The organism is Nonomuraea sp. C10 (genome assembly GCF_008017515.1).
In the GTDB taxonomy this organism is placed as follows: Bacteria; Actinomycetota; Actinomycetes; order Streptosporangiales; family Streptosporangiaceae; genus Nonomuraea; species Nonomuraea ferruginea.
This window is the reverse complement of record NZ_VPFF01000001.1, coordinates 194,815-221,375: the sequence shown is the minus strand read 5'-3', so window position 1 is coordinate 221,375 and position 26,561 is coordinate 194,815. Positions and strand designations below refer to the sequence as shown.

23 protein-coding genes are annotated in these 26,561 nt (G+C 71.9%); 12 read left to right on the top strand and 11 right to left on the bottom strand.

Annotated elements, in window-relative coordinates; all coding sequences use genetic code 11:
* Positions 1-13 precede the first annotated feature (13 nt).
* A complete protein-coding gene (gene mca, locus FR742_RS01055; protein ID WP_148029163.1) occupies positions 14-898 on the bottom strand; it encodes a mycothiol conjugate amidase Mca in 885 nt (294 codons plus the stop codon).
* Positions 899-1,036: 138 nt separating this feature from the next.
* Here mca and FR742_RS01050 point away from each other — a divergent pair, with 138 nt between their 5' ends.
* The 4 genes from FR742_RS01050 to FR742_RS01035 all read left to right on the top strand — a co-directional run bounded on the left by FR742_RS01050 (position 1,037) and on the right by FR742_RS01035 (position 5,312).
* The gene (locus FR742_RS01050; RefSeq protein ID WP_148029162.1) at positions 1,037-1,456 is read left to right on the top strand and encodes a DUF4307 domain-containing protein; all 420 of its coding nucleotides are present in this window, start codon (positions 1,037-1,039) and stop codon (positions 1,454-1,456) included.
* A gap of 108 nt (positions 1,457-1,564) precedes the next feature.
* The gene (gene greA / locus FR742_RS01045; protein WP_148029161.1) at positions 1,565-2,065 is read left to right on the top strand and encodes a transcription elongation factor GreA; all 501 of its coding nucleotides are present in this window, start codon (positions 1,565-1,567) and stop codon (positions 2,063-2,065) included.
* On the top strand, positions 2,065-3,324 hold the full coding sequence (locus FR742_RS01040) for a C40 family peptidase (RefSeq protein ID WP_148029160.1): 1,260 nt from the start codon (positions 2,065-2,067) through the stop codon (positions 3,322-3,324). Before greA ends, FR742_RS01040 begins: the two co-directional genes overlap by 1 nt.
* 35 nt (positions 3,325-3,359) lie before the next feature.
* Positions 3,360-5,312, top strand: coding sequence for a thioredoxin domain-containing protein (locus tag FR742_RS01035; protein WP_148029159.1), 1,953 nt, complete (start codon positions 3,360-3,362; stop codon positions 5,310-5,312).
* Positions 5,313-5,324: 12 nt separating this feature from the next.
* Here the strand turns inward: FR742_RS01035 and FR742_RS01030 are convergent, their stop codons facing one another.
* Both FR742_RS01030 and FR742_RS01025 read right to left on the bottom strand, forming a co-directional pair.
* Positions 5,325-7,442: a transglycosylase domain-containing protein gene (locus FR742_RS01030; protein WP_148029158.1), complete on the bottom strand. Its 2,118-nt coding sequence runs from the start codon at positions 7,440-7,442 to the stop codon at positions 5,325-5,327.
* A gap of 101 nt (positions 7,443-7,543) precedes the next feature.
* Complete coding sequence (locus FR742_RS01025; RefSeq protein WP_148029157.1) at positions 7,544-8,029, bottom strand: Lrp/AsnC family transcriptional regulator; 486 nt, start codon at positions 8,027-8,029, stop codon at positions 7,544-7,546.
* A 103-nt stretch (positions 8,030-8,132) separates the two neighbouring features.
* On the opposite strand from FR742_RS01025, the gene hppD reads away from it, so the two are divergent.
* Both hppD and FR742_RS01015 read left to right on the top strand, forming a co-directional pair.
* Entirely contained in the window at positions 8,133-9,242 is a 1,110-nt protein-coding gene (hppD, locus tag FR742_RS01020; RefSeq protein WP_148029156.1) for a 4-hydroxyphenylpyruvate dioxygenase, read from the top strand.
* A 93-nt stretch (positions 9,243-9,335) separates the two neighbouring features.
* Positions 9,336-10,766 (top strand): M1 family metallopeptidase, encoded by a 1,431-nt coding sequence (locus FR742_RS01015; protein WP_261808296.1) that lies wholly within the window; start codon positions 9,336-9,338, stop codon positions 10,764-10,766.
* 160 nt (positions 10,767-10,926) lie between these two features.
* Here the strand turns inward: FR742_RS01015 and FR742_RS01010 are convergent, their stop codons facing one another.
* The 3 genes from FR742_RS01010 to FR742_RS01000 all read right to left on the bottom strand — a co-directional run bounded on the left by FR742_RS01010 (position 10,927) and on the right by FR742_RS01000 (position 13,642).
* Positions 10,927-11,445 carry an adenylyl-sulfate kinase gene (locus tag FR742_RS01010; RefSeq protein ID WP_187280934.1) on the bottom strand — a complete coding sequence of 173 codons (519 nt, stop codon included), beginning with the start codon at positions 11,443-11,445 and terminating at the stop codon, positions 10,927-10,929.
* Positions 11,446-11,534: 89 nt separating this feature from the next.
* Positions 11,535-12,473, bottom strand: a complete 939-nt coding sequence (locus FR742_RS01005; RefSeq protein WP_148029154.1) for an ROK family protein — start codon at positions 12,471-12,473, stop codon at positions 11,535-11,537.
* Positions 12,470-13,642: an FIST N-terminal domain-containing protein gene (locus tag FR742_RS01000; RefSeq protein WP_148034262.1), complete on the bottom strand. Its 1,173-nt coding sequence runs from the start codon at positions 13,640-13,642 to the stop codon at positions 12,470-12,472. Before FR742_RS01000 ends, FR742_RS01005 begins: the two co-directional genes overlap by 4 nt.
* Positions 13,643-13,814: 172 nt before the next feature.
* On the opposite strand from FR742_RS01000, the gene FR742_RS00995 reads away from it, so the two are divergent.
* Complete coding sequence (locus FR742_RS00995; RefSeq protein ID WP_219544060.1) at positions 13,815-15,206, top strand: sigma 54-interacting transcriptional regulator; 1,392 nt, start codon at positions 13,815-13,817, stop codon at positions 15,204-15,206.
* 34 nt (positions 15,207-15,240) lie between these two features.
* Positions 15,241-17,208, top strand: a complete 1,968-nt coding sequence (locus FR742_RS00990; protein ID WP_148034260.1) for a VWA domain-containing protein — start codon at positions 15,241-15,243, stop codon at positions 17,206-17,208.
* Here FR742_RS00990 and FR742_RS00985 read toward each other — a convergent pair.
* Complete coding sequence (locus FR742_RS00985) at positions 17,168-17,614, bottom strand: DUF6292 family protein (RefSeq protein WP_261808295.1); 447 nt, start codon at positions 17,612-17,614, stop codon at positions 17,168-17,170. The two genes, FR742_RS00990 and FR742_RS00985, sit on opposite strands and share 41 nt — an antisense overlap.
* A 140-nt stretch (positions 17,615-17,754) precedes the next feature.
* Between FR742_RS00985 and FR742_RS45530 the strand changes: the two genes are divergently transcribed.
* Both FR742_RS45530 and FR742_RS00980 read left to right on the top strand, forming a co-directional pair.
* Positions 17,755-17,880: a hypothetical protein gene (locus FR742_RS45530; protein WP_261808294.1), complete on the top strand. Its 126-nt coding sequence runs from the start codon at positions 17,755-17,757 to the stop codon at positions 17,878-17,880.
* 10 nt (positions 17,881-17,890) lie between these two features.
* Positions 17,891-18,322 (top strand): hypothetical protein, encoded by a 432-nt coding sequence (locus FR742_RS00980; RefSeq protein WP_148029152.1) that lies wholly within the window; start codon positions 17,891-17,893, stop codon positions 18,320-18,322.
* On the opposite strand, the gene FR742_RS00975 is transcribed toward FR742_RS00980, so the two are convergent.
* Complete coding sequence (locus tag FR742_RS00975; protein WP_148029151.1) at positions 18,323-19,462, bottom strand: cystathionine gamma-synthase; 1,140 nt, start codon at positions 19,460-19,462, stop codon at positions 18,323-18,325. It lies immediately after the preceding gene.
* A gap of 123 nt (positions 19,463-19,585) precedes the next feature.
* Positions 19,586-19,783 (bottom strand): hypothetical protein, encoded by a 198-nt coding sequence (locus tag FR742_RS00970; RefSeq protein WP_148029150.1) that lies wholly within the window; start codon positions 19,781-19,783, stop codon positions 19,586-19,588.
* 139 nt (positions 19,784-19,922) lie between these two features.
* Here FR742_RS00970 and FR742_RS00965 point away from each other — a divergent pair, with 139 nt between their 5' ends.
* Positions 19,923-21,080, top strand: coding sequence for a sensor histidine kinase (locus tag FR742_RS00965; RefSeq protein ID WP_148029149.1), 1,158 nt, complete (start codon positions 19,923-19,925; stop codon positions 21,078-21,080).
* Here FR742_RS00965 and FR742_RS00960 read toward each other — a convergent pair.
* Positions 21,069-24,098, bottom strand: coding sequence for a BTAD domain-containing putative transcriptional regulator (locus tag FR742_RS00960; protein ID WP_148029148.1), 3,030 nt, complete (start codon positions 24,096-24,098; stop codon positions 21,069-21,071). The two genes, FR742_RS00965 and FR742_RS00960, sit on opposite strands and share 12 nt — an antisense overlap.
* A 65-nt stretch (positions 24,099-24,163) precedes the next feature.
* Between FR742_RS00960 and FR742_RS00955 the strand changes: the two genes are divergently transcribed.
* Positions 24,164-25,024, top strand: a complete 861-nt coding sequence (locus tag FR742_RS00955; RefSeq protein ID WP_148029147.1) for an NAD(P)-dependent oxidoreductase — start codon at positions 24,164-24,166, stop codon at positions 25,022-25,024.
* A gap of 39 nt (positions 25,025-25,063) precedes the next feature.
* Here FR742_RS00955 and FR742_RS00950 read toward each other — a convergent pair whose 3' ends face one another.
* Positions 25,064-26,434 carry a cystathionine beta-synthase gene (locus FR742_RS00950; RefSeq protein ID WP_148029146.1) on the bottom strand — a complete coding sequence of 457 codons (1,371 nt, stop codon included), beginning with the start codon at positions 26,432-26,434 and terminating at the stop codon, positions 25,064-25,066.
* Between the last annotated feature and the right edge of the window lie 127 nt (positions 26,435-26,561).

Genomic DNA, 26,561 nt, shown 5'->3' with positions numbered 1-26,561 from the left:
CCGGACCTCCGGATCAGTGGCAGGCCGGAGAGGTCTCCTCGGCGTGGATGCCGGAGAACAGGTCGTCCTCGGGCAGACCGGTGTCGACGAGCGAGCGGGCCAGGTGGTAGTCCTCCGTCGGCCAGATCTCCTGCTGCAGCTCGCGCGGGCAGACGAACCACCAGCCGTCGGGGTCGACCTGGGTGGCGTGCGCCATGAGCGCCTCGTCGCGGATCTGGAAGTAGTCGCCGCAGGGCACCCGGGTCGTGACCTCCCACTTGGCGGGGCGGTCCTCCCAGCGGGCGATCCAGTCGCCGTACGGGGAGCCCATGTCGCGCTCCTGCATGGCCTCGTGCAGCGCCTCGAACCGGGCCCGGTGGAAGCCCATGTGGTAGTAGAGCTTGAGCGGCTGCCACGGGTCGCCGGTGCCGGGGTAGCGGTCGGGGTCGCCGGCCGCCTCGAACGCCTCCACCGACACCCTGTTGGTCATGATGTGGTCGGGGTGCGGGTAGCCGCCGTCGTCGTCGTAGGTGAGGATCACGTGCGGCCTGAACTCCCGCACGGCCGCCACCAGCGGGGCCGCCGCGACTTCGAGCTTCTGCAGCCCGAAGCAGCCCTCGGGCAGCTCCTCCTCCTCGCTCTCCGGCAGCCCCGAGTCCACGAAGCCCATGAACCGCTGCCGCACGCCGAGGATCTCGCGCGCCCGGTCCATCTCGGCCTTGCGCACCCGGGCGATGTCGGCCACGATCTCGGGCCGGTCCATCTTGGGGTTGAGCACGGAGCCGCGTTCACCACCCGTGAGGGTGCAAACCAAGACGTCAACGCCTTCGCGGACATAGCGCGCCATCGTCGCGGCGCCCTTGCTCGACTCGTCGTCGGGGTGGGCATGGACGGCCATCAACCTCAGCGGTGCACTCACGGGCTCGACGTCTCCTCAGACACATGGACCGATCAGTCGCCCACAGAGGCTAGTTTCTGCTGGGCGGTCGCGAGGGCATGACCCCCGCGGGCGACAATTGTCTCGGATAACGCCGAGGGAGTGCAGGGAGATTCCACCATGGCCACCAGAGATGCCGGGAACGGCCCAGTTCTCGGCACACCCGACGACTTCCCGGACCGTCCCGAGCGAGGCGGCCGGATCGTCGTGCACGTCGTCATCGGCGTGCTCGTGGCCATCATCGCCGGAGGCTGGGGCTACGTCATGTGGTCGATGAACGGCAGCGCCAACGGGGCGATCGCCCAGGTAGTCTCATTCCACGTGCGGGGGCCGTCAGAGGCCGAGATCGCGTTCACGGTGAGCAAGCCCGACGACCGCGAGGCGGTGTGCCGCATCCGTGCGATGGACGTCCACCACGTGGAAGTGGGCAGCAAAGAAGTAAGAATCCGGCCTGGTGAGGGTACGAAGCAGGTCAAGGAACGCCTGGGCACCAGCGCCGAGGCGACTTCCGTCCACATCCAGTACTGCAATCTCGTATAGTGAGACATTTGGGGAAGCGTTCGTGCGACTGACTTGTTAGCCTTTCGCAATTCAACCGTACGTAACCTTCAGTGATCTCAGGGCCCCCTAGGCAAGCAAGGAGAACCCGTGGCCGACTCTCGCGATGAGAACGTCACATGGCTGACGCAGGAGGCGTACGACCGCCTGAAGGCCGAGTACGAATATCTCTCGGGGCCCGGGCGCGTCGATATCGCCAAGAAGATCGAGGCCGCCCGGGAAGAGGGCGACCTGCGCGAGAACGGCGGCTACCACGCCGCCAAGGACGAGCAGGGCAAGATGGAGGCGCGGATCTTCCATCTGCGCCAGATCCTCGACAACGCGCGCGCCGGCAAGCCGCCCGCGGCCGACGGCATAGTCGAGCCGGGCATGACCGTGACCATCCGGTTCGTCGGCGACGACGACGAGGTCACCTTCCTGCTCGCCTCGCGTGAGGAGAGCGGCGCGCCGATCGACGTCTACTCCCCCAAGTCACCGCTCGGCGCCGCGATCAACGGCAAGAGGATCGGTGACAAGGCGACCTACAGCCTGCCCAACGGCCGCCAGAACACCGTCGAGATCCTCGAGGCCGTGCCCTACATCGGCAACTGATGCACCCCGAACGGCACCGCCGGGCCCACCCAGGCCCGGCGGATCTCACGCGCGGTGGCTCCGGCATCCGTCAGGACCTCGGCTTCCTGCTGAGGTCCCGCGGACGCCGTGACCACCGCCGTCTGATCCCGTTCATCGTGGTGACGCTGGTCGCGGTGCTCACGGCCGACGTGCTGCTGCTCACGGAGAACCGTGAGGCCGCCGACGAACCGGCCGCCGCCGAGCCCGTACGTGCCCGCCAGACGCCCCAGCAGAGCCTGATGGCCGACGCCCACACCGTGCGGCCGGTGGCGCCGGTCGGCAAGCTCCACAAGCCGCACGTGTTCGTGGTCACGCGCAAGCCGTTCAGCCAGAAGCAGTTACAGAAGATCGCCCGCCTGTCCGGGATCCGCGCGATGGAGCTGGCCGACGCGGCCAGCGTCATGCTCGACGGGAAGCGGGTGCAGACGCTGGCCGTCGAGCCGTCCACCTTCCGCGCCTACACGCCGAAGGTGACGGCCACCTCCGACCCGTTGTGGAACAACGTGGCCGCGGGTGACGTCGCGGTCTCGTTCGTGCTCGGCAACGACGGCGGCCTCAGCCTGCACCGCAAGATCAACGGCCCGTCCGGGCCGCTGCGCATCGGCGCCTACGCCACCACCGGCTTCGGCGCGGTGGACGCGGTCGTGTCCAAGGACACCGGCCGCGAGCTCGGGCTGCCCCGCGACAACGCGCTGATCATCAGCGCGCCCAAGGCCGACTCGGCGAGGCTCCGCGACCGGGTGCTCAAGCTGCTGCCCAAGGGCACCCAGGCGGCCCTGGTCAACCCCGTGCGGCCGCAGCCGCAGGTCAAGGCCCGCGACTGGCCCACCGGGGCGTTCATGACCGGAGACCAGCTCACCGTGGCGCTGCGGGCCGCCGCCTCCAAGCTGGGCAGACCGTACGTGTGGGGCGCCGAAGGGCCTGACAGCTTCGACTGCTCCGGGCTCGTGCAGTGGGCCTTCGCCCAGGCCGGCATCAGGATGCCGCGGGTGACGCACCAGCAGTGGGTCACCGGCCCACAGGTGCCGCTCTCGCAGGCGCACCCGGGCGACCTGCTGTTCTGGCGGCACGACCCGACCAATCCCGGCTACATCTCCCACGTGGCGATCTACTGGGGCGACGGCAAGATGCTGCACGCCCCGCGCACCGGCGACGTGGTGAAGATCGTCCCGGTCAGCACCCGCAACCTGGCCGGGGTCGTCCGCGTCAGCCCGCAGGCCGCGGCGAAGGTCCGCTGACCCGCGCCCGGAGGACCGTGTGAGAGCCTGAACTCATGAACAGGCTCGGTAGTGAGACGTCTCCCTACCTCCTTCAGCACGCGGGGAATCCGGTCCACTGGTGGCCCTGGGGCGAGGAGGCGATGCGGGAGGCCAAGCGGCGTGACGTGCCCCTGCTGGTCAGCGTTGGCTACTCGTCCTGCCACTGGTGTCACGTCATGGCTCACGAGAGCTTCGAGGACCCCGCGACCGCCCGGCTGATGAACGAGCACTTCGTCAACGTCAAGGTCGACCGCGAGGAGCGGCCCGACGTCGACGCCGTCTACATGAGCGCCACCCAGGCGATGACCCAGCAGGGCGGCTGGCCGATGACGGTGTTCGCCACCCCGGAAGGCCACCCGTTCTACTGCGGCACCTACTTCCCCCGCCCGCAGTTCCAGCGGCTGCTGACGGGGCTGCACAACGCCTGGACCACCGACCGCGACAACGTGCTGAAGCAGGGCGCCAAGGTGGTGGAGGTGCTCAACTCCGGCACCGCCCTGCCCAACGGCCCGCTGCCCACGGCCGAGACGCTGGAGCAGGCCCTCGCCAACCTGCGCGAGTCGTTCGACCCGGTGCGCGGCGGGTTCGGCGGGGCGCCGAAGTTCCCGCCGTCGATGGTGCTGGAGTTCCTGCTGCGCTCGGGCGAGCGCGAGATGTCCGGCAGGACCCTGGAGGCGATGGCCCGCGGCGGCATCTACGACCAGCTCGCGGGCGGGTTCGCCCGCTACAGCGTGGACGCCGGCTGGGTGGTGCCGCACTTCGAGAAGATGCTCTACGACAACGCGCTGCTGCTGCGGGTCTACACCCACTGGTGGACCGCGACGGGCGAGCCGCTGGCCCGCCGGGTCGCGCTGGAGACCGCCGGCTGGCTGCTGCGCGAGCTGCGCACCCCCGAGGGCGGCTTCGCCTCCGCGCTGGACGCCGACAGCGAGGGCGAGGAGGGCAGGTTCTACGTCTGGACTCCCGAGCAGCTGCGCGAGGTGCTGGGGCCCGACGACGGCGACTGGGCGGTGCGGGTCTTCCAGGTGACCGGCACGTTCGAGCACGGCACGTCGGTGCTGCAGCTCCCGGAGGAGCCCGACGACCCCGAACGGCTGGCGCGGGTGCGCGAGCGGCTGCTCGCCGCGCGGGAGCTGCGGGTACGTCCGGAACGCGACGACAAAGTGGTGGCGAGCTGGACCGGGCTGACCATCGCGGCCCTGGCCGAGACCGGCGTGGTGTTCGACCGGCCCGATCTGGTGGAGGCGGCCACGGCCGCGGCGGTGCTGCTGGACGAGGTGCACGTCGACGGCGGCAGGCTGCTGCGCACCTCGCGTGACGGGCGGGCGGGGCGCAACGCCGGCGTGCTGGAGGACTACGCCAACCTGGCCGAAGGGCTCATCGCGCTCTACGGGGTGACCGGGGAGACGCGCTGGTTCCGGCTGGCGGGCACGCTCCTCGACACCGTGCTCGACCGGTTCGCCGACGGCACCGGCGGGTTCTACGACACCGCCGACGACGCCGAGCGGCTGTTCCAGCGCCCGCAGGACCCCACGGACAACGCCACGCCCTCCGGCCAGTACGCGGCCGCTGGGGCGCTGCTGTCGTACGCGGCGCTGACCGGGTCCGCCCGCCACCGGGAGGCGGCGCACGCCGCGCTCGGCACGGTGTCGGTGCTGGCCGGGAAGCACGCCAGGTTCGCCGGGTGGGGGCTGGCGGTGGCCAGGGCGGCGCTCGACGGGCCCGTCGAGGTGGCGGTCGTGGGCCCGCCCGGCGATCCGCGCACCCGTGCCCTGCACCGGGAGGCCTACCTGTCCGGCTCCCCCGGCCTCGTGGTCGCTCCCGGGCCCGGCCCGGACGACGCCGTGCCGCTGCTGCTGGGGCGCGACCTCATCGGCGGGGCGCCGGCGGCGTACGTGTGCCGGGGGTTCACCTGCGAGCTGCCGGTGACGACCGCGGAGGAGCTGCGCGCCCAGCTGAGCCGGTGAGGGCGCCGGAACTCAGTCGAAACGCGGGCCGCCGTCGCCGTCGGTGGCGGCCGTCGGCTCGGGGACGGACTCCTCGACGGAAGGCGGCCCGAAGTCCTGGTCGAACGTTTCTGACCGGCGGGCGTCGTCCTCAGGTTCCAGGTCGGCGGGCGGCTCCTCGTCCGTGAACGGCGGCTGGGTCGGCTCGGCCGTGGGCCCCTCGTCCCACTGCTCCGGCTCGCGGGACGGCGTGTCGTCGCGCCAGCCGCGATCCTGGTCGCGCGGCTGGTCGTAGCCGGGCGCGTGGCCCACGCCCTGCGGCTCGGGGAACTGCTCGACCGGCTCGCCGTCCATGGCCTCGGCCATGAACGCCCGCCACACCTGCGCGGGCAGCTGGCCGCCGAACTGCACCCCGTAGCCGGGGATGTTCACGGTCTCGTTGTCGTCGCGGAACATGTTGACGGCGGTCGCGAGCTGTGGCGTGAACCCGTTGAACCACACGGCCTTGGAGTCGTCGGTGGTGCCCGTCTTGCCCGCCACGGGACGGTCGTAGAGGCGGGCGGCGGTGCCGGTGCCGTACTCGACGACCTGCCGCATGGCGTAGACGGCGTCGGCGGCGGCCCCCTTGCCGATCGCCTGGGAGGCGGCGGGCTTGACGACGTCCTTCACCCCGTCGGCGTCGGTGACCGACTTGATCACGTGGGTCTCCATGTGGACGCCGGCGTTGGCGAGGGTGCCGAAGCCGGCGGCGTTCTGCACGGCGCTGACCGAGGCCACGCCGAGCGGGAACGAGGCGGCGTCCACGTGCTGTTCGAGCTGCTCGGCCGGGATGCCCATGGCCTCGGCGGTGGCGGCCACCTTGCGCGGCCCGACCTTCTGGGCCAGGTCCACGAACGCGGTGTTGACCGAGTTGCGGATGGCGCTCACCAGGTCGATCTGGCCGTAGGAGCGGCCGCCGTCGTTGGGGATGGGATGGTCGGGGTCGGCCGCCACGCGCATCGGCGAGTTGCCGTCGACCCTGGTCGACAGGCTCAGCCCGTTGTCCAGCGCCGCCGCCAGCGTGTAGGGCTTGAAGGTGGACCCGGCCATGACCTTGGCCGAGAACGCGTTGTCGTACTGGGACTTGTCGGGGTTGCCGCCGTAGAAGGCGACCACCTCGCCCGTGTCGGGGGCGACGGCCGCCAGCCCGGTGCGCACCTTCTTCGGCGTGGCCTGCGGCAGCGTGCCCTTCACGGCCCGCTCGGCCGCCTCCATGAGCTTCTTGTCGAACGTGGTGACGATCTTCAGCCCGCCGCCGTTGATGTCCTCGTCGCTGTAGCCGCGCCGGTTGAGCTCGTCGGTGACCTGCTGGAGCATGTACTGAGCCTGGCCCTTGAGCTGGAACGGCTTCTTCGGCTCCTTGAGCTCGGGGAAGCGCTGCGCGGCCGCCTCGTCGGCGCCGAGCGCGCCCGTCTCGGCCATGGCCCTGATCACCGACTGCCAGCGGGCCTTCGCCGCGTCGAGGTCGGCGCCCTCCGGGTCGGCGAACCGGGACGGCTGCTGGATCACCGAGGCCAGGTAGGCGCCCTGGGCCACGTCGAGATCGTCGACGCCCTTGCCGAAGTAGGCCTGGGCGGCTGCCTGCACGCCGTTGGCGCCCCGGCCGAAGTAGATCGTGTTGAGGTACTGCTCCAGCACCCAGTCCTTGGACTGGGACTGGTCGACCTTGATCGAGATCATGATCTCTTTGGCCTTGCGGACCACCGAGCGTTCCTGGCTCAGGCCGCTGTAGTAGTTGCGCACGAGCTGCTGGGTGATGGTGGAGCCGCCCTGGAGCTGCTGCCCGGTGACGGTGGACCACAGGGCGCGCGCGGTGCCCTTGACCGAGACGCCGCTGTCTTCGTAGAAGGAGCGGTTCTCGGCGGCGATGACGGCGTCGCGCACGTGCCGGGGCACCTTGGCCAGCTCGACGTTCCTGCGGTCGATGCCCTGCCGGGCGATGACGGTCTTGCCGTCGCGGTAGTAGATGACCGAACCCTGGGCCGTCGCGTCCTCCTGCGTGCTGTCGGGGATGGGCGTCAGCGCCCACGCGACGCCGAACAGCGCCGCCAGCACCAGGACCCCCGCCGCGACCACGATCAGCAGCCAACGGAGCACTCGCCGTTTTCGCATCGCCGTCTTCACCACCCGGTCACGCCTCCCCGACCCCCCGTCATCTGGGCGAACGTCAAGGGTAAGCGCTCGATAACGGTGCCTCGTCCCTTCGGGTGATGCTACGGCTCGCGCATCGCCCGGCGTGGGACATCGGCGACCAACGGCAGCACCCGGTAGGGAACGGGAGTGTCCAGGGCGACGATCGAGGAGGTCCTGAGCACGCCCCGGACCTCGACGATCTCGTCGATGACGCGCTGGAGATCGGCGTTCGTCCGCGCCACCACCCGGCACATGAGGTCGCTCCCGCCGGTGACCGTGTGGACCTCCAGCACCTCGGGGATGTGCGCCAGCCGGTGCGCCACCGGGTCGTGGCCGGACACCTGCCGGATCTCCAGCAGCACGAACGCGGTCACGTCGTAGCCGAGCGCCACGGCCGAGACGTCCGGCCCGAAGCCCGTGATGACGCCCCTGGACATGAGCCGGTCCAGCCGCGCCTGGACGGTCCCCCTGGCCACGCCGAGCCGGCGCGAGCACTCCAGGACGCCGAGCCTCGGCTCCGCGCTCAGCAGCGCGATGAGCCGGGCGTCCAGTTCGTCGATCGTCATGATGTACAGATTCTCCGCGGTACGGGCCCAGCAACTGAGCAGATTGTCCACTCATTCAAGCAACTCTTGCGCAACTCGTCCAGGTATATCGAAAGTTGTCGGTATGAGTGATGTCTTTCCGGTGAACGGTATGCACGCCGTGGTCTTCGCTGTCGGCAACGCCAAGCAGTCCGCCCACTACTACTCGACCGCGTTCGGCATGAGGCTGGTGGCCTACCGCGGGCCGGAGAACGGCAGCCGCGACGAGGCCGCCTACGTGCTCAGCTCCGGCGGCGCCACCTTCGAGTTCCGTGCCTCCCTCCGGCCGGGTACGGACCTGGCCGGACACGTGGCCGAGCACGGCGACGGGGTGATCGACCTCGCGCTCGACGTGCCCGACGTGGAGGCCGCCTACCGGCACGCCGTCGCCCACGGCGCCCACGGGCTGGCCGAGCCGCACGTGCTGGAGGACGAGCACGGCAAGGTGGTGGTCGCCGCCGTCGCCACGTACGGCCAGACCCGCCACACGCTGGTCGACCGGTCCAACTACACCGGCCCCTACCTGCCTGGTTACGCGCCCGCGCGACCCCTCGTGGCCCCGCCCGCCACCAGGTCGGGGCGGCTGTTCCAGGCCGTCGACCACTGCGTCGGCAACGTGGAGCTCGGCAAGATGGACGAGTGGGTGGCGTTCTACCGCGAGGTGATGGGCTTCACGAACATGGCCGAGTTCGTCGGCGACGACATCGCCACCGAGTACTCGGCGCTGATGTCGAAGGTCGTGGCCGACGGCTCGCGCAAGGTCAAGTTCCCGCTCAACGAGCCGGCCGTCAGCCGCAAGAAGTCGCAGATCGACGAGTATCTGGAGTTCTACGGCGGGCCGGGCGTCCAGCACGTCGCGCTGGCGACCAACGACATCCTCACCACGGTCGACCACATGCGGGCGGCCGGGGTCGAGTTCCTCGACACTCCTGACTCGTACTACGACGACCCCGAGCTGCGCGCCCGCATCGGCACCGTGCGCGCGCCCATCGAGGAGCTGAAGAAGCGCAAGATCCTGGTCGACCGGGACGAGGACGGCTATCTGCTGCAGATCTTCACCAAGCCGGTGCAGGACCGGCCCACGGTGTTCTTCGAGCTCATCGAGCGCCACGGCTCGCTGGGTTTCGGCAAGGGCAACTTCAAGGCCCTGTTCGAGGCGATCGAGCGTGAGCAGGAGCGCAGGGGCAACCTCTGAACCGGGTTCCCGTGAGCGGGTGGCGATCAGAGGTTGACCGAGCGTACTCTTCTGATCACTGATCGGAAGGGGGCGCTCCCGCTCATGGGGTCGATGACACAGCGGGCCGCCGCGCTGCTGGCCACGCTGAGCCTGCTGGCGTGCGGCGCGACGGACCGGCCGTCCGAAGGGGCGACCGGTGCCGACTCGGGCTCCCCCCGGACCGCCGCGCCGGCCGGGGCGACGCGGGGCGCGCCCGGCATCGGCGACCCCGACTTCCCGCTCGACGGCAACGGCGGCTACGACGTCGCCCACTACGCGCTGAAGATCGGCTACGTGCCGGAGAGCAAGCACCTCGACGGCGAGGCGACGATCCGGGCGACGGCCACCCAGTCGCTGTCGCGCTTCAACCTCGACCTGCGCGGGTTCGAGGTGAGCGGGGTGTCCGTCGACGGCGCCGCCGCCGCGTTCTCCCGCGAGGGCGACGAGCTGTCCGTCACTCCCGCCCGGCCGCTGGCGCGCGGGGCCGCCTTCGCGGTGAAGGTGACCTACTCCGGGGTGCCGCGGCCGGTGCGCGGCTCGTCCAATCTCGGCTCCTACGGGTTCATCCCGACCGGGGACGGCGCGTTCGTCGCGTGCGAGCCCAACGGCGCCAGGACCTGGTTCCCGGCCAACGACCACCCGGCCGACAAGGCCACCTTCGACTTCGAGATCACGGTGCCCGCCGGGGTGACCGTGCTGGCCAACGGCGAGCTGGTGAGCCGCGAGCCGGCCGCCGGCGGCGGCACCACGTTCACCTGGCGCGAGTCCCACCCGATGGTCACCTACCTGGCCACGGCCACCATGGGCGAGTTCCAGCTCCGCGAGGGCAGAACCCCGGGCGGCATCCGCAACCTGGCGGCGGTCGACCCGCGCTTCGCCGGCGAGCTCGGCGACCTCTACACGAGGTCGGGCCAGATCACCGACCACTGGGTGACGGTCTTCGGCCCCTACCCGTTCTCGTCCACCGGCGGCGTGGTCGACGACTTCTCGGCGGGCTACGCGCTGGAGAACCAGACCAAGCCCATGTACGGCGGTTTCAGGCCCGACCAGTCGATCATCGCGCACGAGCTGGCCCACCAGTGGTTCGGCAACAGCCTCAGCATCGAGCGCTGGGAGGACCTCTGGCTCAACGAGGGGTTCGCCACCTACGCCGAGTGGCTGTGGACCGAGCACACCGGCGGCGACACGGCCGACGAGCGCTTCCGGGCCGGCCACGACCGGCCGGCGGGCGACCCGATCTGGTCCTACCCGCCCGGCGACGCCCGGCCCGACGACCTGTTCAACGAGTCCGTCTACCTCCGTGGCGCGATGACGCTGCACGCCCTGCGCGAGAAGATCGGCGACGACACGTTCTTCCGGCTGCTCAAGACCTGGACGGCGGAGCACGAGCACGGCAGCGTGACGACGGAGGAGTTCACGGCGCTGGCCGAGCGGCTGTCCGGCAAGCAGCTCGACTCCCTTTTCGACGCCTGGCTCTTCCAGCCCCGCCGCCCGGCGGCCTGACCACTCGCCGGGCTTGCCCGCGTCCCGCAGCTCGTGGATCGGTGCCGGCGGTGTTCTCGCTCACCGCGTAGCCCGGCCTATGCGGTGTTCTCGCTCACCGCGCAGGCCGCGCTCGCGGTGCCGATCAGCGTCGGCACGGCGACCGCCGCCGCCGCCGCGCTCAGCACCAGCCGACGGCCTTCATGACGGCCGCGGCCGCGCTGGTCACCGAGCGCTCTCCCGCGTCCACCACCACGTCCTCGACCCGGGCCGCCACGAGGATGTCATCGAGCGCGCCGGAGCGGTCGAGATGCCAGCGCAACCCCGCCTCGTCACCCTCGTGGCGTCGCGCGAGGCGCTGGTGGACGACGGGGATCGGGACCCGCAACCGGCACACCGTGAGGTTTACGCCGACGGCCTCCTGGTGGCGCCGGCGCTCGTCCCGCGACTCGACGACGCCGGCCAGCACGAGCCGTCGCGCCCCGGCCTCCAGGTGGTTGCGCGCGACGTCGCGCAGGTTGCGCAGGGTGAGTTCGAGGTGGAACTGGTCGTCCGCCGGGGCGGGCCAGGACCGGCGGAGCCAGTCGAGGTCGATGACCGCGTGCGGGATCCCGGCGGCGGCGAGGAGATCACCGGCCGCGTCCGCGACCGACGTCTTGCCGGCCCCCACGGTCCCGGTGATCAGCAGAGCGGCGGGCATCCGACCAGGGTGGCAGCGCGAGCGCTGACCGGGCAAACCGTCAGTACATGTCACTGAAGGCGGCAGCGCGAGCGGTGACCGGCGAACCGTCAGTACGTGTCGCTCGCGAGGATCAGGGCGGCGGCGCCGATGAGGCCCGCGTCCTGGCCGAGCGACGCGGGCACCACCCGCAGGCGGCGGGCGAACTCCATCCGGGCGTGCTCCCGCAGCGCCTCCTCCAGCGGGCCGAACAGCGGCTCCCCGGCCTGTGACAGGCCGCCGCCGATGGTGACCAGGTCCAGGTCGCACAGGTGGGTGGCGGAGGCGATGGCGATCCCGAGCGCCCGGCCCGCCCTGCGCATGGCGGCCACGGCCACCTCGTCGCCCGCCCGCGCGTCCGCCGCCAGCGTCCGCGCGGTGACGGCCCGCTCCTCCCGGTAGTCCCCCTGAGCCGCGGGATCGCCCGGGGTCCAGCCGCGGCCGAGCGCCCAGGCGGTCAGGGCGGGGCCGCGCGCGACCGCTTCCAGGCAGCCGTGGCCGCCGCAGCCGCACGGCGGCCCGCCGTCCGGCTCCACCACCACGTGCCCGATGTGCCCAGCGTTGCCGGTGCCGCCGTCGACCAGCCGCCCGCCCAGGACGAGGCCGCCGCCGACGCCGGTCGAGACCACCATGCCCAGCATGTCCGCCACGCCCCGCCCGGCGCCGCGCCAGTGTTCGGCCACCGCCAGGCAGATGGCGTCGTTGTGGACCCGTACCGGAACCCCGGGGAACAGCCCGGAGAGCCGGGCACGCAGCGGGAAGCCCCGCCAGCCGGGGATGTTGAGAGGTGAGACCACGCCGGACGGCCACTCCATCGGCCCGCCGCAGCCGACGCCCACGCCCGCGACCCCGTCGGAGAGCGGGCCGATCACCTCGCGCAGGGCCCGCCAGAGTGTCTCGGCGTCCGCGTCCTGCGGGGTCGCCGCACGCCTGGTCTCCACGATCGCACCCTCGGGGGACACCCGGGCAGCCGCCAGCTTGGTCCCGCCGACGTCGACCGCCAGGATCACTCTCCGCCCGCCGAGGAGAACACCAGGACCGACGCCGTGAACCCGTGCACGTGGTTGTGCCCGCCCACCGGCCCCACCTCGCCGGCCGCGAAGAAGCCCGCCACGCCGATCGGCCCCAGCGTGTCGCGCAGCGCCAGCGGGTCGTGGTCGGCGGTGCCGAACATCGCCGACCCGCGCCCGTTGCACGAGAACAGCAGCGCCCCGTCGACCCTGCCCAGCTCCTGCCGGTGCGCGTCGAGCATGTCGTACAGGTCCTCGTCGGCGGTGGCCGCGTCGCGCACCTGGAAGCGCACCGTACGGCCGATCTCCACGATGTCGCCGATGGCCACCGCCTCGCGCTCCGGGTCGATGCCGATCACGCCGCGGATCAGGAAGTCGCCGCGCTCGTGGCGCTCGGCGTACTCGTCCATGGCGAGCCCGATCTGCAGCCCGGCGGCGACCAGCTCGCGGTCGTCCTCGTCCAGGTCGGTGACGATGTCCTCCAGCCGGGACAGCGCGGGCTGCCCGGCCAGCTCCAGCAGCAGGTTCTCCTCGGCGCGGGTGACGACCATGTTGGGCCCGATCGGGCGGCAGCCCTGGCTGACCACGGTGGTCACGTTGACAGACCCGCTGATCAGGACGCCGATGGCGCCCTCGGTGTACATCTCGCCGTCGGCGAACAGCCGCACGGAGCCGCGCCCCTGCACCCCGTTGGCCAGCCCGCCGACCAGCGGCAGGTCGCCGAGCACGTCCATGGAGCGCTCGACGAAGGCGTCGGCCGGGAACGAGTACGGGTCGGCCAGCAGGATCGCCACATGGTCGTCGGGGCTGCGCTCGGGCAGCCCGACCACCACGAACCGGTCCTCGGCCGTGAGCGTCTCCAGCGCGAACGTGGTCAGCTCGGCCCCCTCCAGGGTGGCCGCCCAGGCGCTCACGGAGGGCGTCAGCTCCACCCCGGTGTCGCCGCCGATCACACCGGTGGCGCTGCAGCCGATCACGTGCGCGTCGGGCGCCATCCGCATCGCGCGCTCGCCCGCTCTGGCCACGTCGTCGGGGTCGTCGCCGCACACGAAGAAGCAGACCAGGTCAGCCTGGCCGCTGAGTCGCGACAGGGCCTGGTTCACGGCCCTCTCCGCGGCTCCCACCAGGTCGGAGTCCACGGCGAGGCCGTCGGCGAAGCGGCTTGTCATCACTGCCACGCGTCTCGCCTCCCTCTGCTGGTCCAAGTACCCTAGGCCCGATTCTCCCCACTAACGGACCGAGCACGCATACGAACCGTGACGGAATAGCCGAGATCCTGATATCTCCACCAGATGCGAAACTCCCTGCCGCATCGCGTCCGGGGGACGTAGTCTCGATCCCGTGCATCAGCCTCGTATTCTGCGCGAGTTGCGAGAGAGCGGCCACGTTCATCGCACCGTAAAAGCCGAGGTCCGCGAAAACCTGCTGGCCAAGCTCCGGGCGGGCGAGCCCCGCTTTCCCGGCATCGTGGGCTTCGACGACACTGTCCTGCCTCATCTCGAACGGGCGCTGCTCGCCGGTCACGATCTGGTCCTGCTCGGTGAGCGCGGCCAGGGCAAGACCCGGCTCATCCGCACCGTCGCCGGCCTCCTCGACGAGTGGACGCCCGTCGTCGAAGGCTGCGAGATCAACGACCATCCGTACGCGCCGGTCTGCGGACGCTGCCAGGCCCTGGCCGCCGAGCTGGGCGACGAGCTGCCCGTGGCGTGGAAGCACCGCGACGAGCGCTACGGCGAGAAGCTCGCCACGCCCGACACCTCGGTCGGCGACCTGATCGGCGACATCGACCCCATCAAGATCGCGGAGGGCCGGCGGCTCGGCGACCCGGAGACCGTCCACTACGGCCTGGTGCCGCGCACCAACCGCGGCGTGTTCTCCGTCAACGAGCTGCCCGACCTGGCCGAGCGCATCCAGGTGTCGCTGCTCAACGTGCTGGAGGAGCGCGACATCCAGGTCCGCGGCTACAACCTGCGGCTGCCGCTCGACATCCTGCTCATCGCCAGCGCCAACCCCGAGGACTACACCAACAGGGGCCGGATCATCACCCCGCTGAAGGACCGCTTCGGCGCCGAGATCCGCACCCACTACCCGACGTCGGTCGAGGACGAGCTGACGCTCATCCGCCAGGAGTCCGTGCCCGACATCGGGGCGGACGTGCCCGAGCACCTCGTCGAGGCCATCGCCCGCTTCACCCGCCTGGTACGCGAGTCCACCGCCGTCGACGCCCGGTCGGGCGTGTCGGCCCGGTTCTCGATCGCGGCCGCCGAGACCGCCGCCGCCTCGGCCGTGCGCCGGGCCGCGCTGGCCGGCGAGGAGCAGCCGGTGGCGCGGGTGTGCGACCTCGGGCCCGGCGTCCACAGCCTGCGCGGCAAGGTGGAGTTCGAGGTCAGCGAGGAGGGCAGGGAGACCGAGATCCTCGCCCACCTGCTGCGCCGGGCCGTCGCCGAGACGTTCAGGAGCCGGCTGGGGGGCATGGACCTGTCGCCGCTGACCGACAAGTTCGCCGAGGGCAACCAGGTGGAGTCGGGCGAGCTGGTGCCGGCCGGAGAGCTGCTCCGCCGCATCGGCCCGGTCCAGGGGCTGGCCAAGATCATGTCCAGGCTGGGCATGGGCGCCGGCGACGAGTCGCCCGGTCACGCGGCCGCCGCCCTGGAGTTCACGCTGGAGGGTCTCTACCTGATGCGCCGGCTGTCGAAGGACGACCTCGACGGGGTCACGGTCTACCGGACATGACGGGCATCCCGGCTCGGGTTAGCGTGGGTTCGTGATGGCCTACCGCTACGGCGAGTACCACGACGGCCCGGATCCCCTCGCTCCGCCCTACGACGTGCGGGCGGCGCTGGACGAGATGGGCGACGCCATCCTGTCCGGCTCGACCCCGGTGCACGCGCTGCGCGACCTGCTCAAGCGCGGCCTGCCCGGGGCCCGCGACCGCCGCGGCCTGGACGACATGCTGCGCGAGGTGCGGCGGCGGCGGCGCGAGCTGCGCGAGGGCGGCCGGCTCGACGGCACGCTCGAACGGGCCAGGGCGCTGCTAGACAAGGCCGTCGGCCAGGAGCGGGCCGAGCTGTTCCCCGACCCGGCCGACGACGCCAGGATGCGCGAGGCCGAGCTCGACTCGCTGCCGGAAGACACGGCCAGCGCCATCCAGCAGCTGAGCTCGTACGAATGGCGCTCGGAGGCGGCCCGGCGGACCTTCGAGGAGCTGCGCGACCTGCTGCGGCGTGAGGTGCTCGACAGCCAGTTCAGGGGGATGCGCGACGCGCTGGCCAACCCGGACCCGGAGGCGATGGAGCGGGTCCGGCAGATGATGACGGACCTGAACGACATGCTGGACAAGGACGCCAGGGGCGAGCACACCCAGGCGGACTTCGACGCCTTCATGGCCAAATACGGCGACATGTTCCCGGAGAAGCCGCGCAACCTCGGCGAGCTGGTCGACGTCCTGGCCCGCCGCGCCGCGGCCACCCAGCGCATGCTCGCCTCCATGACCCCGCGCCAGCGCGAGGAGCTCGGCAACCTGATCAACCAGACCCTCGACCAGGCCGGCCTGTCCGAGCAGATGCGCCGCCTCGGCGAGGCGCTGCACGCCCGCCGCCCCGACCTGGCGTGGGACTCCACCGAGCGGATGACCGGCGACGAGCCGCTGGGCATGGGCGACGCCGTCACCGCCCTGGAGGAGCTGGCCGACCTGAGCCGGCTGGAGTCGGCGCTGCGCCAGGACTATCCCGGCGCGCGGCTGGACGACATCGACGAGACCGCGGTCCGCCGCGCCCTGGGCCGCTCCGCGGTGGACGACCTGGAGGCGCTCAAGCGCATCGAACGCGAGCTGGAGGAGCAGGGCTATCTCCTGCGCCGCCGAGGCAAGCTGGAGCTGACGCCCAAGGCGGTGCGGCGGCTCGGCGAGACCGCGCTGCGCCGGGTGTTCTCCTCGCTCGACGCCGGCCGGCGCGGCGACCACGACCAGCACGACGCCGGCTCGGCCGGCGAGCTGACCGGCTCGTCACGGCCCTGGCGGTTCGGCGACGAGCAGCCGCTCGACGTGGTGCGGACCCTGGTCAACGGCGTGCGCGCGGGCGGCCTGCGCACCACCGGCGACGGCCCGTCCGTCAGGCTGTCGGTGGACGACTTCGAGGTGGCCGAGACCGAGCGGCGCACCGCCGCGGCCGTCTGCCTGCTGGTCGACCTGTCGTACTCGATGGCGCTGCGCGGCACCTGGGCCGCGGCCAAGCAGACCGCGCTGGCCCTGCAGGCGCTGGTGTCGTCCAAGTTCCCGCAGGACGCCGTGCAGATCATCGGCTTCTCCAACTACGCGAGGGTGCTGCAGCCGGACGAGCTGGCGGGCCTCGACTGGGACATGGTCCAGGGCACGAACCTGCACCACGCGCTGCTGATCGCCGGCCGCCACCTGGACCGCCACCCCGACTTCGAGCCGGTGGTGCTCGTGGTCACCGACGGCGAGCCGACCGCCCACCTGCTGCGCAACGGCCACTCCGCCTTCGAGTGGCCGCCGTCGCCGGAGACGCTGGAGCTGACTCTGGCCGAGGTCGACAAGATGACCCGCCGCCGGGCCACGATCAACGTGTTCATGCTGGCGGGCGACGACCGGCTCAAGGACTTCGTCGACGAGGTGGCCCGCCGCAACGGCGGACGCGTCTTCTCCCCCAGCGCCGACCGGCTGGGCGAGTATGTGGTCAGCGACTTCCTGAGAGTGCGCCGGGCGCGCTGGCGCTAGCGGTGTAGTAGTCGAGCGCCACGTCGAAGCCGTCGCGGCAGTTGCGGTGGGAGCGGTAGCAGGGGCGCCAGGCGGTGCTGGAGCCGAGGCCGGCGCGGGCGTCGCGGAGCGCCTCCGGCACCCGCTCCGGCCGGGGCACCAGCCCGTTGCCGAGATAGCGGACGCCGGTCAGCTCGGTGCGGCCGCCGGCCTCGCCCGCGACGAGGCGGCCCAGCCGCCACCCGCTCTCCTCGTCCCACACCAGCGCGGCGCCGTCGGCGAGACGGATCGTCGCCTCGCGCGGCTCGCACGGGCCTTCCCACCATCCGCCGGCCTCGGCCCCGAGCTCCTCGACGACCCGGCTCACGTAGCGGCTCGGCTGGTGAAGCCACTCGTCCGAGTACGGCTCGACATGCCTGATGGCCACGGACGGCACCCCCTTGTGCCCTAAGAGTAAGGAAAAAGCAGCGGTCAATAACCCTACCCGCGATGAACGGATGCCGTCGCCCGCGCATCTAGTCATTACGGGCGATATTCGCTTCGTTTACGGGGAAGGAGGGAGCACCTATGTTCGCCATGATTGTTTTGATCGTGCTGATGGTCGTCGCCGTCACAGCCATGGAGTTGATCATGCGCAGCTCCCCCGAGGGCAAAGAGAGTGTCGAGTCTCCCTTCGAGATCGTCGGGGACTAGTCTCTCCCGCATGTCGACCCTGTTTCTTCTGCTGCACGTCGGGTTCGCGATCTTCACCCTCGGCCCGCTGACCGCGGCCCTGATGGCCGCGCCGCGTGCCATCAGGGGCAAGAACGTGCCCGTGCTGCGCAACATCGAGCGCACGACCCGGATCTACGGTTTCGCGTCGCTGGGCGTGTTCGTGTTCGGCCTGGTCCTCGGCATCGTCATGGGCGGCGGTGTGCTCGGCCGGTGGTACATGAGCGCCTCGATGACGCTGTTCATCGTCGGGATCGTGCTGCTGTTCCTCATCGACCGCGACCTGCGCGCCGCCACGAAGGCCCTCGCCAGCGAGGACACCGGTGACGACGCGCAGGTCCAGAACGGCCGGATCGCCGCGATCGGCGGCCTGCTGGCGCTGATCTGGCTGGTGATCCTGGTCCTGATGATCGTGCCTGAGTGATCAGCCGAGGGCCCGGGTGAGGTCGGCGAGCAGGTCGTCGACGGTCTCGATGCCCACCGACAGGCGCACCAGGTCGTCCGGCACCTCCAGCGGGGAGCCGGCCGCCGAGGCGTGCGTCATCCTGCCCGGGTGCTCGATGAGCGACTCGACGCCGCCGAGCGACTCGCCCAGCGTGAACAGCTCGGTGCGGCCGCACACGTCGACGGCCTCCTGCGCGCCGCCGGCCACCCTGAACGACACCATGCCGCCGAAGCGCCGCATCTGCTTGGCCGCGGTCTCGTGGCCGGGGTGCTCGGCGAGCCCCGGGTAGAGCACCTCGGTCACCTTCGGGTGCGCCAGCAGCAGGTCGACGACCCGCTCGGCGTTGTCGCAGTGGCGGTCCATGCGCACGCCGAGCGTCTTGAGCCCGCGCAGCGTCAGCCACGCGTCGAACGGCCCGGCCACCGCGCCCATCGCGTTCTGGTGGTAGGCCAGCTCCTCGCCCAGCTCCCGGTCGGCGGCCACCAGCGCGCCGCCGATCACGTCGGAGTGGCCGCCGATGTACTTCGTCGTGGAGTGCACGACCACGTCGGCGCCGAGCGCGAGCGGCTGCTGGAGGTACGGCGAGGCGAAGGTGTTGTCGACGACCAGCAGCGCGCCGTTGTCGTGGGCGAGCTGGGCCAGCGCCGCGATGTCGTTGACGCCGAGCAGCGGGTTGGTCGGCGTCTCCACCCAGACGACCTTCGTCTTCTGGGTCATCGCCGCCGCCACCGCGTCGAGGTCGCCGAGCGGCACCGGGTCGAAGTGCAGGTCCCAGCGCTCGTAGACCTTCGAGAACAGCCGGTAGGTGCCGCCATACGCGTCGTTCGGGATGATCACGTGGTCCTGCGGCCGGCACACCGCGCGGAGCAGCGCGTCCTCGGCGGCCAGGCCGGAGGCGAACGCCAGCCCGCGCGTCCCGCCCTCCACCGCGGCCAGCGCCTCCTCCAGCGCGGTCCTGGTGGGGTTGGCCGAGCGGCTGTATTCGTAGCCGTTGCGCAGGCCGCCCACGCCGTCCTGCTTGTAGGTGGACGTGGCGTATATGGGCGGCACCACCGCGCCGGTCACGGGGTCCGGGTCCTGACCTGCGTGGATCGCCAAAGTTTCGAAACCATTGGTCATACCGCCACGGTAACGGACCCGGCCCGCGATCCGGTCCCCTGCGGATCGCGGGCCGGGCCCCGGCGCCGTTCCCCGACGGCGCCATGGACGCTCGCGGCCCCTGCGAAGGCGCGAGCCCGTCTCTCAGGCCGCCGTGTGCTCCTCCGCCAGGCGGGTCTCGCGGCGCGGCAGCGGCACCACGCGGTCCTGGTCGATGTAACGGCCGCTCGCCCCCTGGGCGGGCTCGCCGTTGATGCGGGAGAGCAGCACGGGGTCGGTCAGCGCCAGCAGCACCCCGACGAGGAGCCCGGCACCCAGCAGGACGAATCCGATCGTCACCATTTCTTGCCCCCTTCTCGGACATATCCAGAATCGGGCAACGGAGGGCTGCGGCGCCTCGGCTGAAGTGCCGGTCCGCACGGTGGGGGGTCAGCCGAATGACTGATACGACTTATCCGACTTGCGACTTACTCTCAAGGGCGTGGGGGACTCCAAACGCGTCGTGTACTGGGTCCGCCGGCTGAGCGAGATCGCCATGCTCGGCTGGCTGGGCCTGATGCTCCTGGCCGACCTCGCGGTCGCCGCCGGCGGCCTCGGCGGCGGCCTGCAGTGGCTGGTGTTCGGCGCCGGCAACGCGGGCATCGCCGCCGTGATCCTCCGCCGCCGCCACCGCGTCGAGACGTACGGGATCATGCTGTGCCTGTCGTTCGCCGTGTCGGTGCTCATGGGCGTGACCGAGACCTCCGGCGTGCCGGGGGCGGCGGAGACGGGCGCGCTGCTCATCCTGATGCTGGGCGTGCTCCGCCACGTCGAGCCGGTCAGGGACGCGGCGATGCTCGCCGTCGCCGGGCTGATCGTGCTCATGGCCGAGTCCATCGGCCGGGCGTCCACCATGGAATCGCTCGCCTACTCGTTCATGCTGTTCGCCGGCTGGTCGACGATCGCGGGCGTCGGCGGTTACCTCCGCTTCCAGCAGGAGCGCCGCAAGGAGGCCGTGCACTCCGTACGGCGCGCCGAACGGCTGGAGCTGGCCAGGGAACTGCACGACCTGGTGGCCCACCACATCACCGGCATCGTCGTCCAGGCCCAGGCGGCGCGCACCGTCGCCACGACCAGGCCGGAGGCGGTCCTGCCCGCGCTGGACGCCATCGCCGCGGCGGGCGGCGACGCGCTGACCTCCATGCGCCGGATGGTGACCGTGCTCCGCGCCGAGGAGGCGGCCCGCACGCCCGGCAGCTCACTGGCGGACCTGCGGCTGCTCACCGAGCGGTTCTCGGCGGAGGGGCCCAAGGTGGCGTTCGAGATCGGCTCCGGGATCGACGACCGGACCCTGCCGCCCGAGGTCCTCACCACCCTGCACCGGGTGCTCCAGGAGGCGCTCACCAACATCCGCAAGCACGCCCAGCAGACCGCGTGGGTCGAGGCCGACCTGCGGCGCCACGACACGGCGGTGGTGCTGCGCGTACGCAACCACGGCTCGGCCGCCAACCCCCGCCTGGCCCGCCTGGGCGGCGGCTTCGGCCTGGTGGGCATGGCCGAACGCGTCGAAGCCCTCGGCGGCCGCCTGCACGCCGGCCCCACCCCCGAAGGCGCCTGGCAGGTCACCGCCGAGTTCCCGCTCTCCTGGTCAGGAGCCTGACCCGTACGCCTGGCGGAACCGCTCCTCGCCCAGGGCCGCGAGGGTTCTGGCCGTGATCCGGTCGACGTCGTGGCGCTCGCCGTGGGCGAGCGGGGTGCCCACGGCCTCACGGAGCGCCGCCGCACGGCCCAGGAGCGTCGCGGCGCGGCCGGGGTCGCCCGCCAGCGAGTACGCTCCAGCCAGCCCTTCCAGAGCGAGCGCCTCGGCCCTGGGCTCGCCGAGGGCGGCGTCGTAGCCCTCCCGGTGCAGGGCCAGGGCCGTCTCCGCGTCGCCCCGCTGCTCGGCGGCGAAGCCGAGCTCCGCCAGGAAGAACGCCAGGCCCGGCGTGCCCCCCACCTCGCGCAGCCAGCCCAGCCATCGCACCAGCAGTTCCTCGGCACGCTCGTACCGTCCCTGCCGCCGGGCGCTCATGGCCAGGCCCAGCTCGGCGTGCTCCTCCGCCGACTTGTACGACTGCTCGACGGCCAGGCGGCGGGCCCGCTCGTGGTAGTCGTCGGCGCGGGCGTGGTCCCCGGCCAGCAGCGCGATCCGCCCGACGGCCGACAGCCTGAACGAGACCTCGGAGCCCAGCTCCTCGGCCAGCTTCAGCTCCTCGTGCCGCAGCCGCTCGGCCTCGGCGTAGTCGCCGCGCTTCTCGGCCAGCCGGTCGAGGCTGTCCATCGCCTCGATATGCCCCCACCCGTCACCGAGTTCGCGGAAGATCGCCAGGCTGCGCTCGGCGTCGCGGCGCATCCCCGGCAGGTCACCGCGCCGCTCGGCCAGCTTGGACCTGAGTGCCAGCACCGCGGCCACGCCCCACCGGTCGCCGAGCTCCTCGTACGCCCGCAGCGCCCGCCCCGCCGCCTCCTCGTGCGCGGCGAGGTCCCCGTACGCCCACCGCACGTGGCTGAGGAACCAACCGGCCAGCGCCCGGCCTCCCAGGTCCAGATCCTCGTACGGGACGGGCGTCGCGGTCTCCCCGGTCGCCATCGTCACCCCGGCCAGCCACACGGCCGCCCGCGCCCGCTCCTGTCTGCCCACGCCCGCCGCCGGGCCGGTGGAGGCGAGGGCCGCCGCCAGGGAGCGGCGGGCTTCGCCCAGCCTGCCCCGCAGGAACCAGTACCAGGCGAGGGCGTTCACCAGGCGCAGCGGGTCCGGCCCGGCGAGGGCGCGCCGGAAGTTGGCGCTCTCCTGGTCCAACCGGGTCAGCCACTCGCGTTGCCGCCGCCCGCGCAGCTCGGCCCGCTCGGCGAGCCGGGTGTAGTGGCGCGCGTGCCGCTCCCTGATCAGGTCGTCCTCGCCCGCCTCCCGCAACCGCTCCACGCAGTACGCCGACACCGACTCCAGCAGCCGGTAACGCGGTCCCGGGGTGACCAGGGACCGCTGGACCAGCCGTACCAGCACGTCCACCACGTCCACGCCGGGCTCCGCGCAGACCTCCTCGGCCGCCTCCAGCGTGCACCCGTCGGCGTGCGCGGCCAGCCGCCGCAGCACGATCCGCTCGGGCCCGGACAGCAGCTCCCAGCTCCAGTCGATCATCGCCCGGAGCGTCCGCTGCCGGGCGGGCGCGTCCCGCATGCCGGAGTTCAGCAGCCGGAACCGGTCGTCGAGCCGGGCGGCCAGTGCCTCGACGCCGAGCGCCCGTACCCGGGTGGCCGCCAGCTCCAGCGCCAGCGGGATGCCGTCGAGCCGCTCGCAGATGGCGGCCACGGCCGGACCGGGCTCGATCCCCGCGCGATCGGTGAACAGGCGCACCGCCGCGTCCCCGGAAAGGGGCGGCACCACCCTGACGTGCTCGCCCGTGACGCCGAGCGGCTCCTGCCCGGTGACCAGCACGTCCAGTCCGGGCGCGGCCTTGAGCAGCGCGGAGACCACCTCGGCCGCCTGCTCGACCAGGTGCTCGCAGTTGTCGACGACCAGCAGCGTGCGCCGGGCCGCCAGCACGCGCGCCAGCCGGGGCAGCAGCGGCCCTGACGCGTCGTCCCGCACCCCGAGCGCTCCCGCGATCGCCTCGGCCACGTCCCCCGCGCCGATCAGCTCGACCAGCCACACGCCGCCGGGGTACACCTCCGGCGAGGTCAGCCCGCCCGCCGCCGCCACGGCCAGCCGGGTCTTGCCCACCCCGCCGGGCCCGGCGAGCGTCACCAGCCGTCTCTCACCGAGCAGGGCGCGCACCTCGGCCACGTCACCGTCCCGGCCGATCAGATCAGTGACGGGTGCGGGCAGATTGGTGCGCGCACCCGGAGAACCGTCCACCGTACGAGAAGCGCCGGGTTGGAACAGGGCGACATGAGACGGGGTGGGGCGGCGGGTCGGGAGGGACGGGTCCTGGCGGAGGATGGCCTGGTGCAGGTCCCTCACCTCGGGGGCGGGGTCGACGCCCAGTTCCTCGGCGAGCCGGGCGCGCAAGGCGGCGAAGGCCGCCAGGGCCTCGCTCTGGCGGCCGTCCCGGTACAGGGCCCGCATGTGGAGGGCGGTGAGGCGCTCGCGCAGCGGCTGCTCCGCCACCAGGGCGCCCAGGTCGACGGGCTCGCCGAGGGTCAGCCGGATCTCCGACAGCTCCTCCAGCGCCGTCAACCGCTGCTCGCCGAGGCGGGCGATCTCCGCGGTGGCGAAGCCCTCGTCGGCGAAGTCGGCGTACGCGGGCCCGCGCCACAGCGCGAGGGCCTCCTCGACGACCGCGGCGCGCCCCGGCGCTCCTCCCCCAGAAGAGGCGGGGACGCGAGAGCTGAGCAAAGTACGGAAGAGGGCCGCGTCCACCGTCACCCCGTCGAGGCGGTACCCGGAAGGGCCGTGGCGCACCAGCGACGGCGAGCCCAGGGCGCGGCGGAGCTGGGAGACGCGGGCCTGGAGGGTGCCCGCGGGGTCGCGCGGCGGCCGGTCGCCCCACAGGTCGTCGATCAGGCGATCCGCCGGAACCGGGCCGCCACCGCGCGCCACCAGGGCCGCCAGCAGCACGCGTACCTTGCGGTCGGGCACCCGCAGCGGCGCGCCGGCGTCCGACCACGCCTCCAGCGGCCCCAGCACTCCGATGCGCACCACGTCATGGTCAACCCGTGGCAGGCCGTAAGGATTTCCGAAGGGGCCCGCAACAGTCTGGACCCATGAGTGAAGTGACAGTGATCGGCCTGGGGCCGATGGGATCGGCCATGGCCGAGACGTTCCTGGCGGCGGGTCACGAGGTGACCGTGTGGAACCGTACCGCGAACAAGGCGGACCCGCTGGTGGCCAAGGGCGCCACGCGGGCGGCCGGACCCGCGACGGGCGAGTTGCTGGTGATCAGCCAGACCGCCTACCAGGCGATGTACGAGAGTCTCGGCGAGGCGAGGCTGGACGGGAAGACGCTGGTCAACCTGAGCTCCGGCACCCCCGACGAGCTACGGGAGGCGGCCGGGTGGGTGGCGGAGCGGGGCGGCACGCTGGTCACGGCGGGCATCATGGTGCCGCCGCCCGGGATCGGCCAACCTGGCGCGTACACGTTCTACAGCGGGCCGAAGGAGGCGCTCGACCGGTACGCGGGCACCCTGGAGGCGCTGTCCGAGGTGACGTACGTGGGCGAGGACCCAGGGCTGGCGATGATGTACTACCAGGCCCAGCTGCTGATGTTCTGGTCGTCGCTGACGAGCTTCATGTACGCGGCCGCGCTGCTGGGGACGGCGGGGGTGCGGCCGACGGCGTTCGCGCCCCTCGCCCAGGGGCTCCACGGCGAGCTGGCCGCCGACGGCCCCATGGGCTACATCAAGATCCTGAGCGAGGAGCTGGAGTCGGGCGTCTATCCGGGCGACGAGAACAGCCTGCACATGCAGGCCGTCGGCATGGGCCACGTGGTGGAGACGCTGCGCGCCGCCGGGCTGGAGACCACGGTGCCGGAGGCCCTGCACAGGCTGTTCGCCCGCGCCGACGCCGAGGGACACGGCCACGAGGGCATCACCGCCGTGGTCGAGTCGATCAGGAAGCCGGGGTGAAGGGAACCCGCTCAGCTCCGTGAGCGGGTTCCCCGGTGACTAGTGGCTGGCCAGGAAGGCGAGCAGGTCCTGCCGGGTGAGGAGCCCGGCGGGCTTGCCGTCCTCCAGCACCACCGCGGCGTCTGCCTTCTCCAGCGCCTCGACCGCCCGTGACACCGGCTCGCCACTGCCGATCATGGGCAGCGGCGACGACATGTGGTCGGCGATCGGGTCGTCGGAGGAGAGCTTGCCGCGGTAGAGCGCCTCCAGCAGGTCGCGCTCCACGATGGAGCCGACCACCTCGGCCGCCATGACCGGCGGCTCCTCCTTCATGACCGGGAGCTGGGAGACCGAGTATTCGCGCATGATGGAGATCGCGGTGCCGACCGACTCGTGCGGGTGGGCGTGCACGAACTTGGGCAGCCCCTCGCCCTTGCGGGCCAGCACGTCGCCCACCAGCTCCTCCTCCGAGGAGGTGGTGAGGAAGCCGTAGTCGGCCATCCAGTCGTCGTTGAAGATCTTGGACAGGTAGCCGCGGCCGCCGTCGGGCAGCAGCACCACGATCACGTCGTCCGGCGCGGCCTTGGCCGCCACCCGGAGCGCCGCCACCACGGCCATCCCGCACGAGCCGCCGACGAGCAGCCCTTCCTCGCGGGCGAGCCTGCGGGTCATGTTGAACGAGTCCTTGTCGGACACCGCGATGATCTCGTCGCAGATGCCGGTGTCGTAGGTGTCGGGCCAGATGTCCTCGCCCACGCCCTCCACCAGGTAGGGCCTGCCGGAGCCGCCCGAGTAGACCGAACCCTCGGGGTCGGCGCCGATGATCTTGACCCGGCCGCCGGAGACCTCCTTGAGGTAGCGGCCGGTGCCGCTGATCGTGCCGCCGGTGCCGATGCCGGCCACGAAGTGGGTGATCCGGCCCTCGGTCTGCTCCCAGATCTCGGGGCCGGTGGAGTGGTAGTGGGACTCCGGGTTGTCGACGTTGGAGTACTGGTCGGGCTTCCAGGCGTTCGGGATCTCCGCGGCCAGCCGGTCGGACACCGAGTAGTAGGACTCGGGGTGGTCGGGCGCGACCGCGGTCGGGCAGACCACCACCTCGGCCCCGTACGCGCGCAGTACCGCGATCTTGTCGTGGGCCACCTTGTCGGGCACCACGAACAGGCACCGGTAGCCCTTCTGCTGGGCCACGATGGCCAGGCCCACGCCGGTGTTGCCGGACGTCGGCTCGACGATGACGCCTCCGGGCCGGAGTGCGCCGGAGGCCTCGGCGGCCTCGATCATGCGGACCGCGATGCGGTCCTTCACCGAGCCGCCCGGGTTGAAGTACTCGACCTTGGCGAGCACCTGAGCGGGCAGCCCCGACGAGACCTTGTGCAGGCGGACGAGCGGCGTGTTGCCTATGAGCTCGACCAGGGAATCATGTACGCGCACTGAGGTGTTCACCTTCTTTGCCGAAGCTTGGTCAGCCGATTCGTGGCCGGGAACCCGTGAGGGTGGCGGGCACTCAGCTAGTTTCAACCAAACGCTACCGCCGAGCTGGGGTGGAGGGGAAAACGCA

What these genes read in the sequence shown, in the direction of transcription:
- FR742_RS00975 (WP_148029151.1), bottom strand. Translation starts at nt 19,462, where the DNA reads ATGACCAATGGTTTCGAAACTTTGGCGATCCACGCAGGTCAGGACCCG.
- FR742_RS01035 (WP_148029159.1), top strand. Translation starts at nt 3,360, where the DNA reads ATGAACAGGCTCGGTAGTGAGACGTCTCCCTACCTCCTTCAGCACGCG.
- FR742_RS01015 (WP_261808296.1), top strand. Translation starts at nt 9,336, where the DNA reads ATGACACAGCGGGCCGCCGCGCTGCTGGCCACGCTGAGCCTGCTGGCG.
- FR742_RS01040 (WP_148029160.1), top strand. Translation starts at nt 2,065, where the DNA reads ATGCACCCCGAACGGCACCGCCGGGCCCACCCAGGCCCGGCGGATCTC.
- FR742_RS01010 (WP_187280934.1), bottom strand. Translation starts at nt 11,445, where the DNA reads ATGCCCGCCGCTCTGCTGATCACCGGGACCGTGGGGGCCGGCAAGACG.
- FR742_RS01000 (WP_148034262.1), bottom strand. Translation starts at nt 13,642, where the DNA reads ATGACAAGCCGCTTCGCCGACGGCCTCGCCGTGGACTCCGACCTGGTG.
- FR742_RS45530 (WP_261808294.1), top strand. Translation starts at nt 17,755, where the DNA reads ATGTTCGCCATGATTGTTTTGATCGTGCTGATGGTCGTCGCCGTCACA.
- FR742_RS00955 (WP_148029147.1), top strand. Translation starts at nt 24,164, where the DNA reads ATGAGTGAAGTGACAGTGATCGGCCTGGGGCCGATGGGATCGGCCATG.
- FR742_RS01030 (WP_148029158.1), bottom strand. Translation starts at nt 7,442, where the DNA reads ATGCGAAAACGGCGAGTGCTCCGTTGGCTGCTGATCGTGGTCGCGGCG.
- FR742_RS00970 (WP_148029150.1), bottom strand. Translation starts at nt 19,783, where the DNA reads ATGGTGACGATCGGATTCGTCCTGCTGGGTGCCGGGCTCCTCGTCGGG.
- FR742_RS01050 (WP_148029162.1), top strand. Translation starts at nt 1,037, where the DNA reads ATGGCCACCAGAGATGCCGGGAACGGCCCAGTTCTCGGCACACCCGAC.
- FR742_RS01025 (WP_148029157.1), bottom strand. Translation starts at nt 8,029, where the DNA reads ATGACGATCGACGAACTGGACGCCCGGCTCATCGCGCTGCTGAGCGCG.
- FR742_RS00990 (WP_148034260.1), top strand. Translation starts at nt 15,241, where the DNA reads ATGGCCTACCGCTACGGCGAGTACCACGACGGCCCGGATCCCCTCGCT.
- FR742_RS00980 (WP_148029152.1), top strand. Translation starts at nt 17,891, where the DNA reads ATGTCGACCCTGTTTCTTCTGCTGCACGTCGGGTTCGCGATCTTCACC.
- hppD (WP_148029156.1), top strand. Translation starts at nt 8,133, where the DNA reads ATGAGTGATGTCTTTCCGGTGAACGGTATGCACGCCGTGGTCTTCGCT.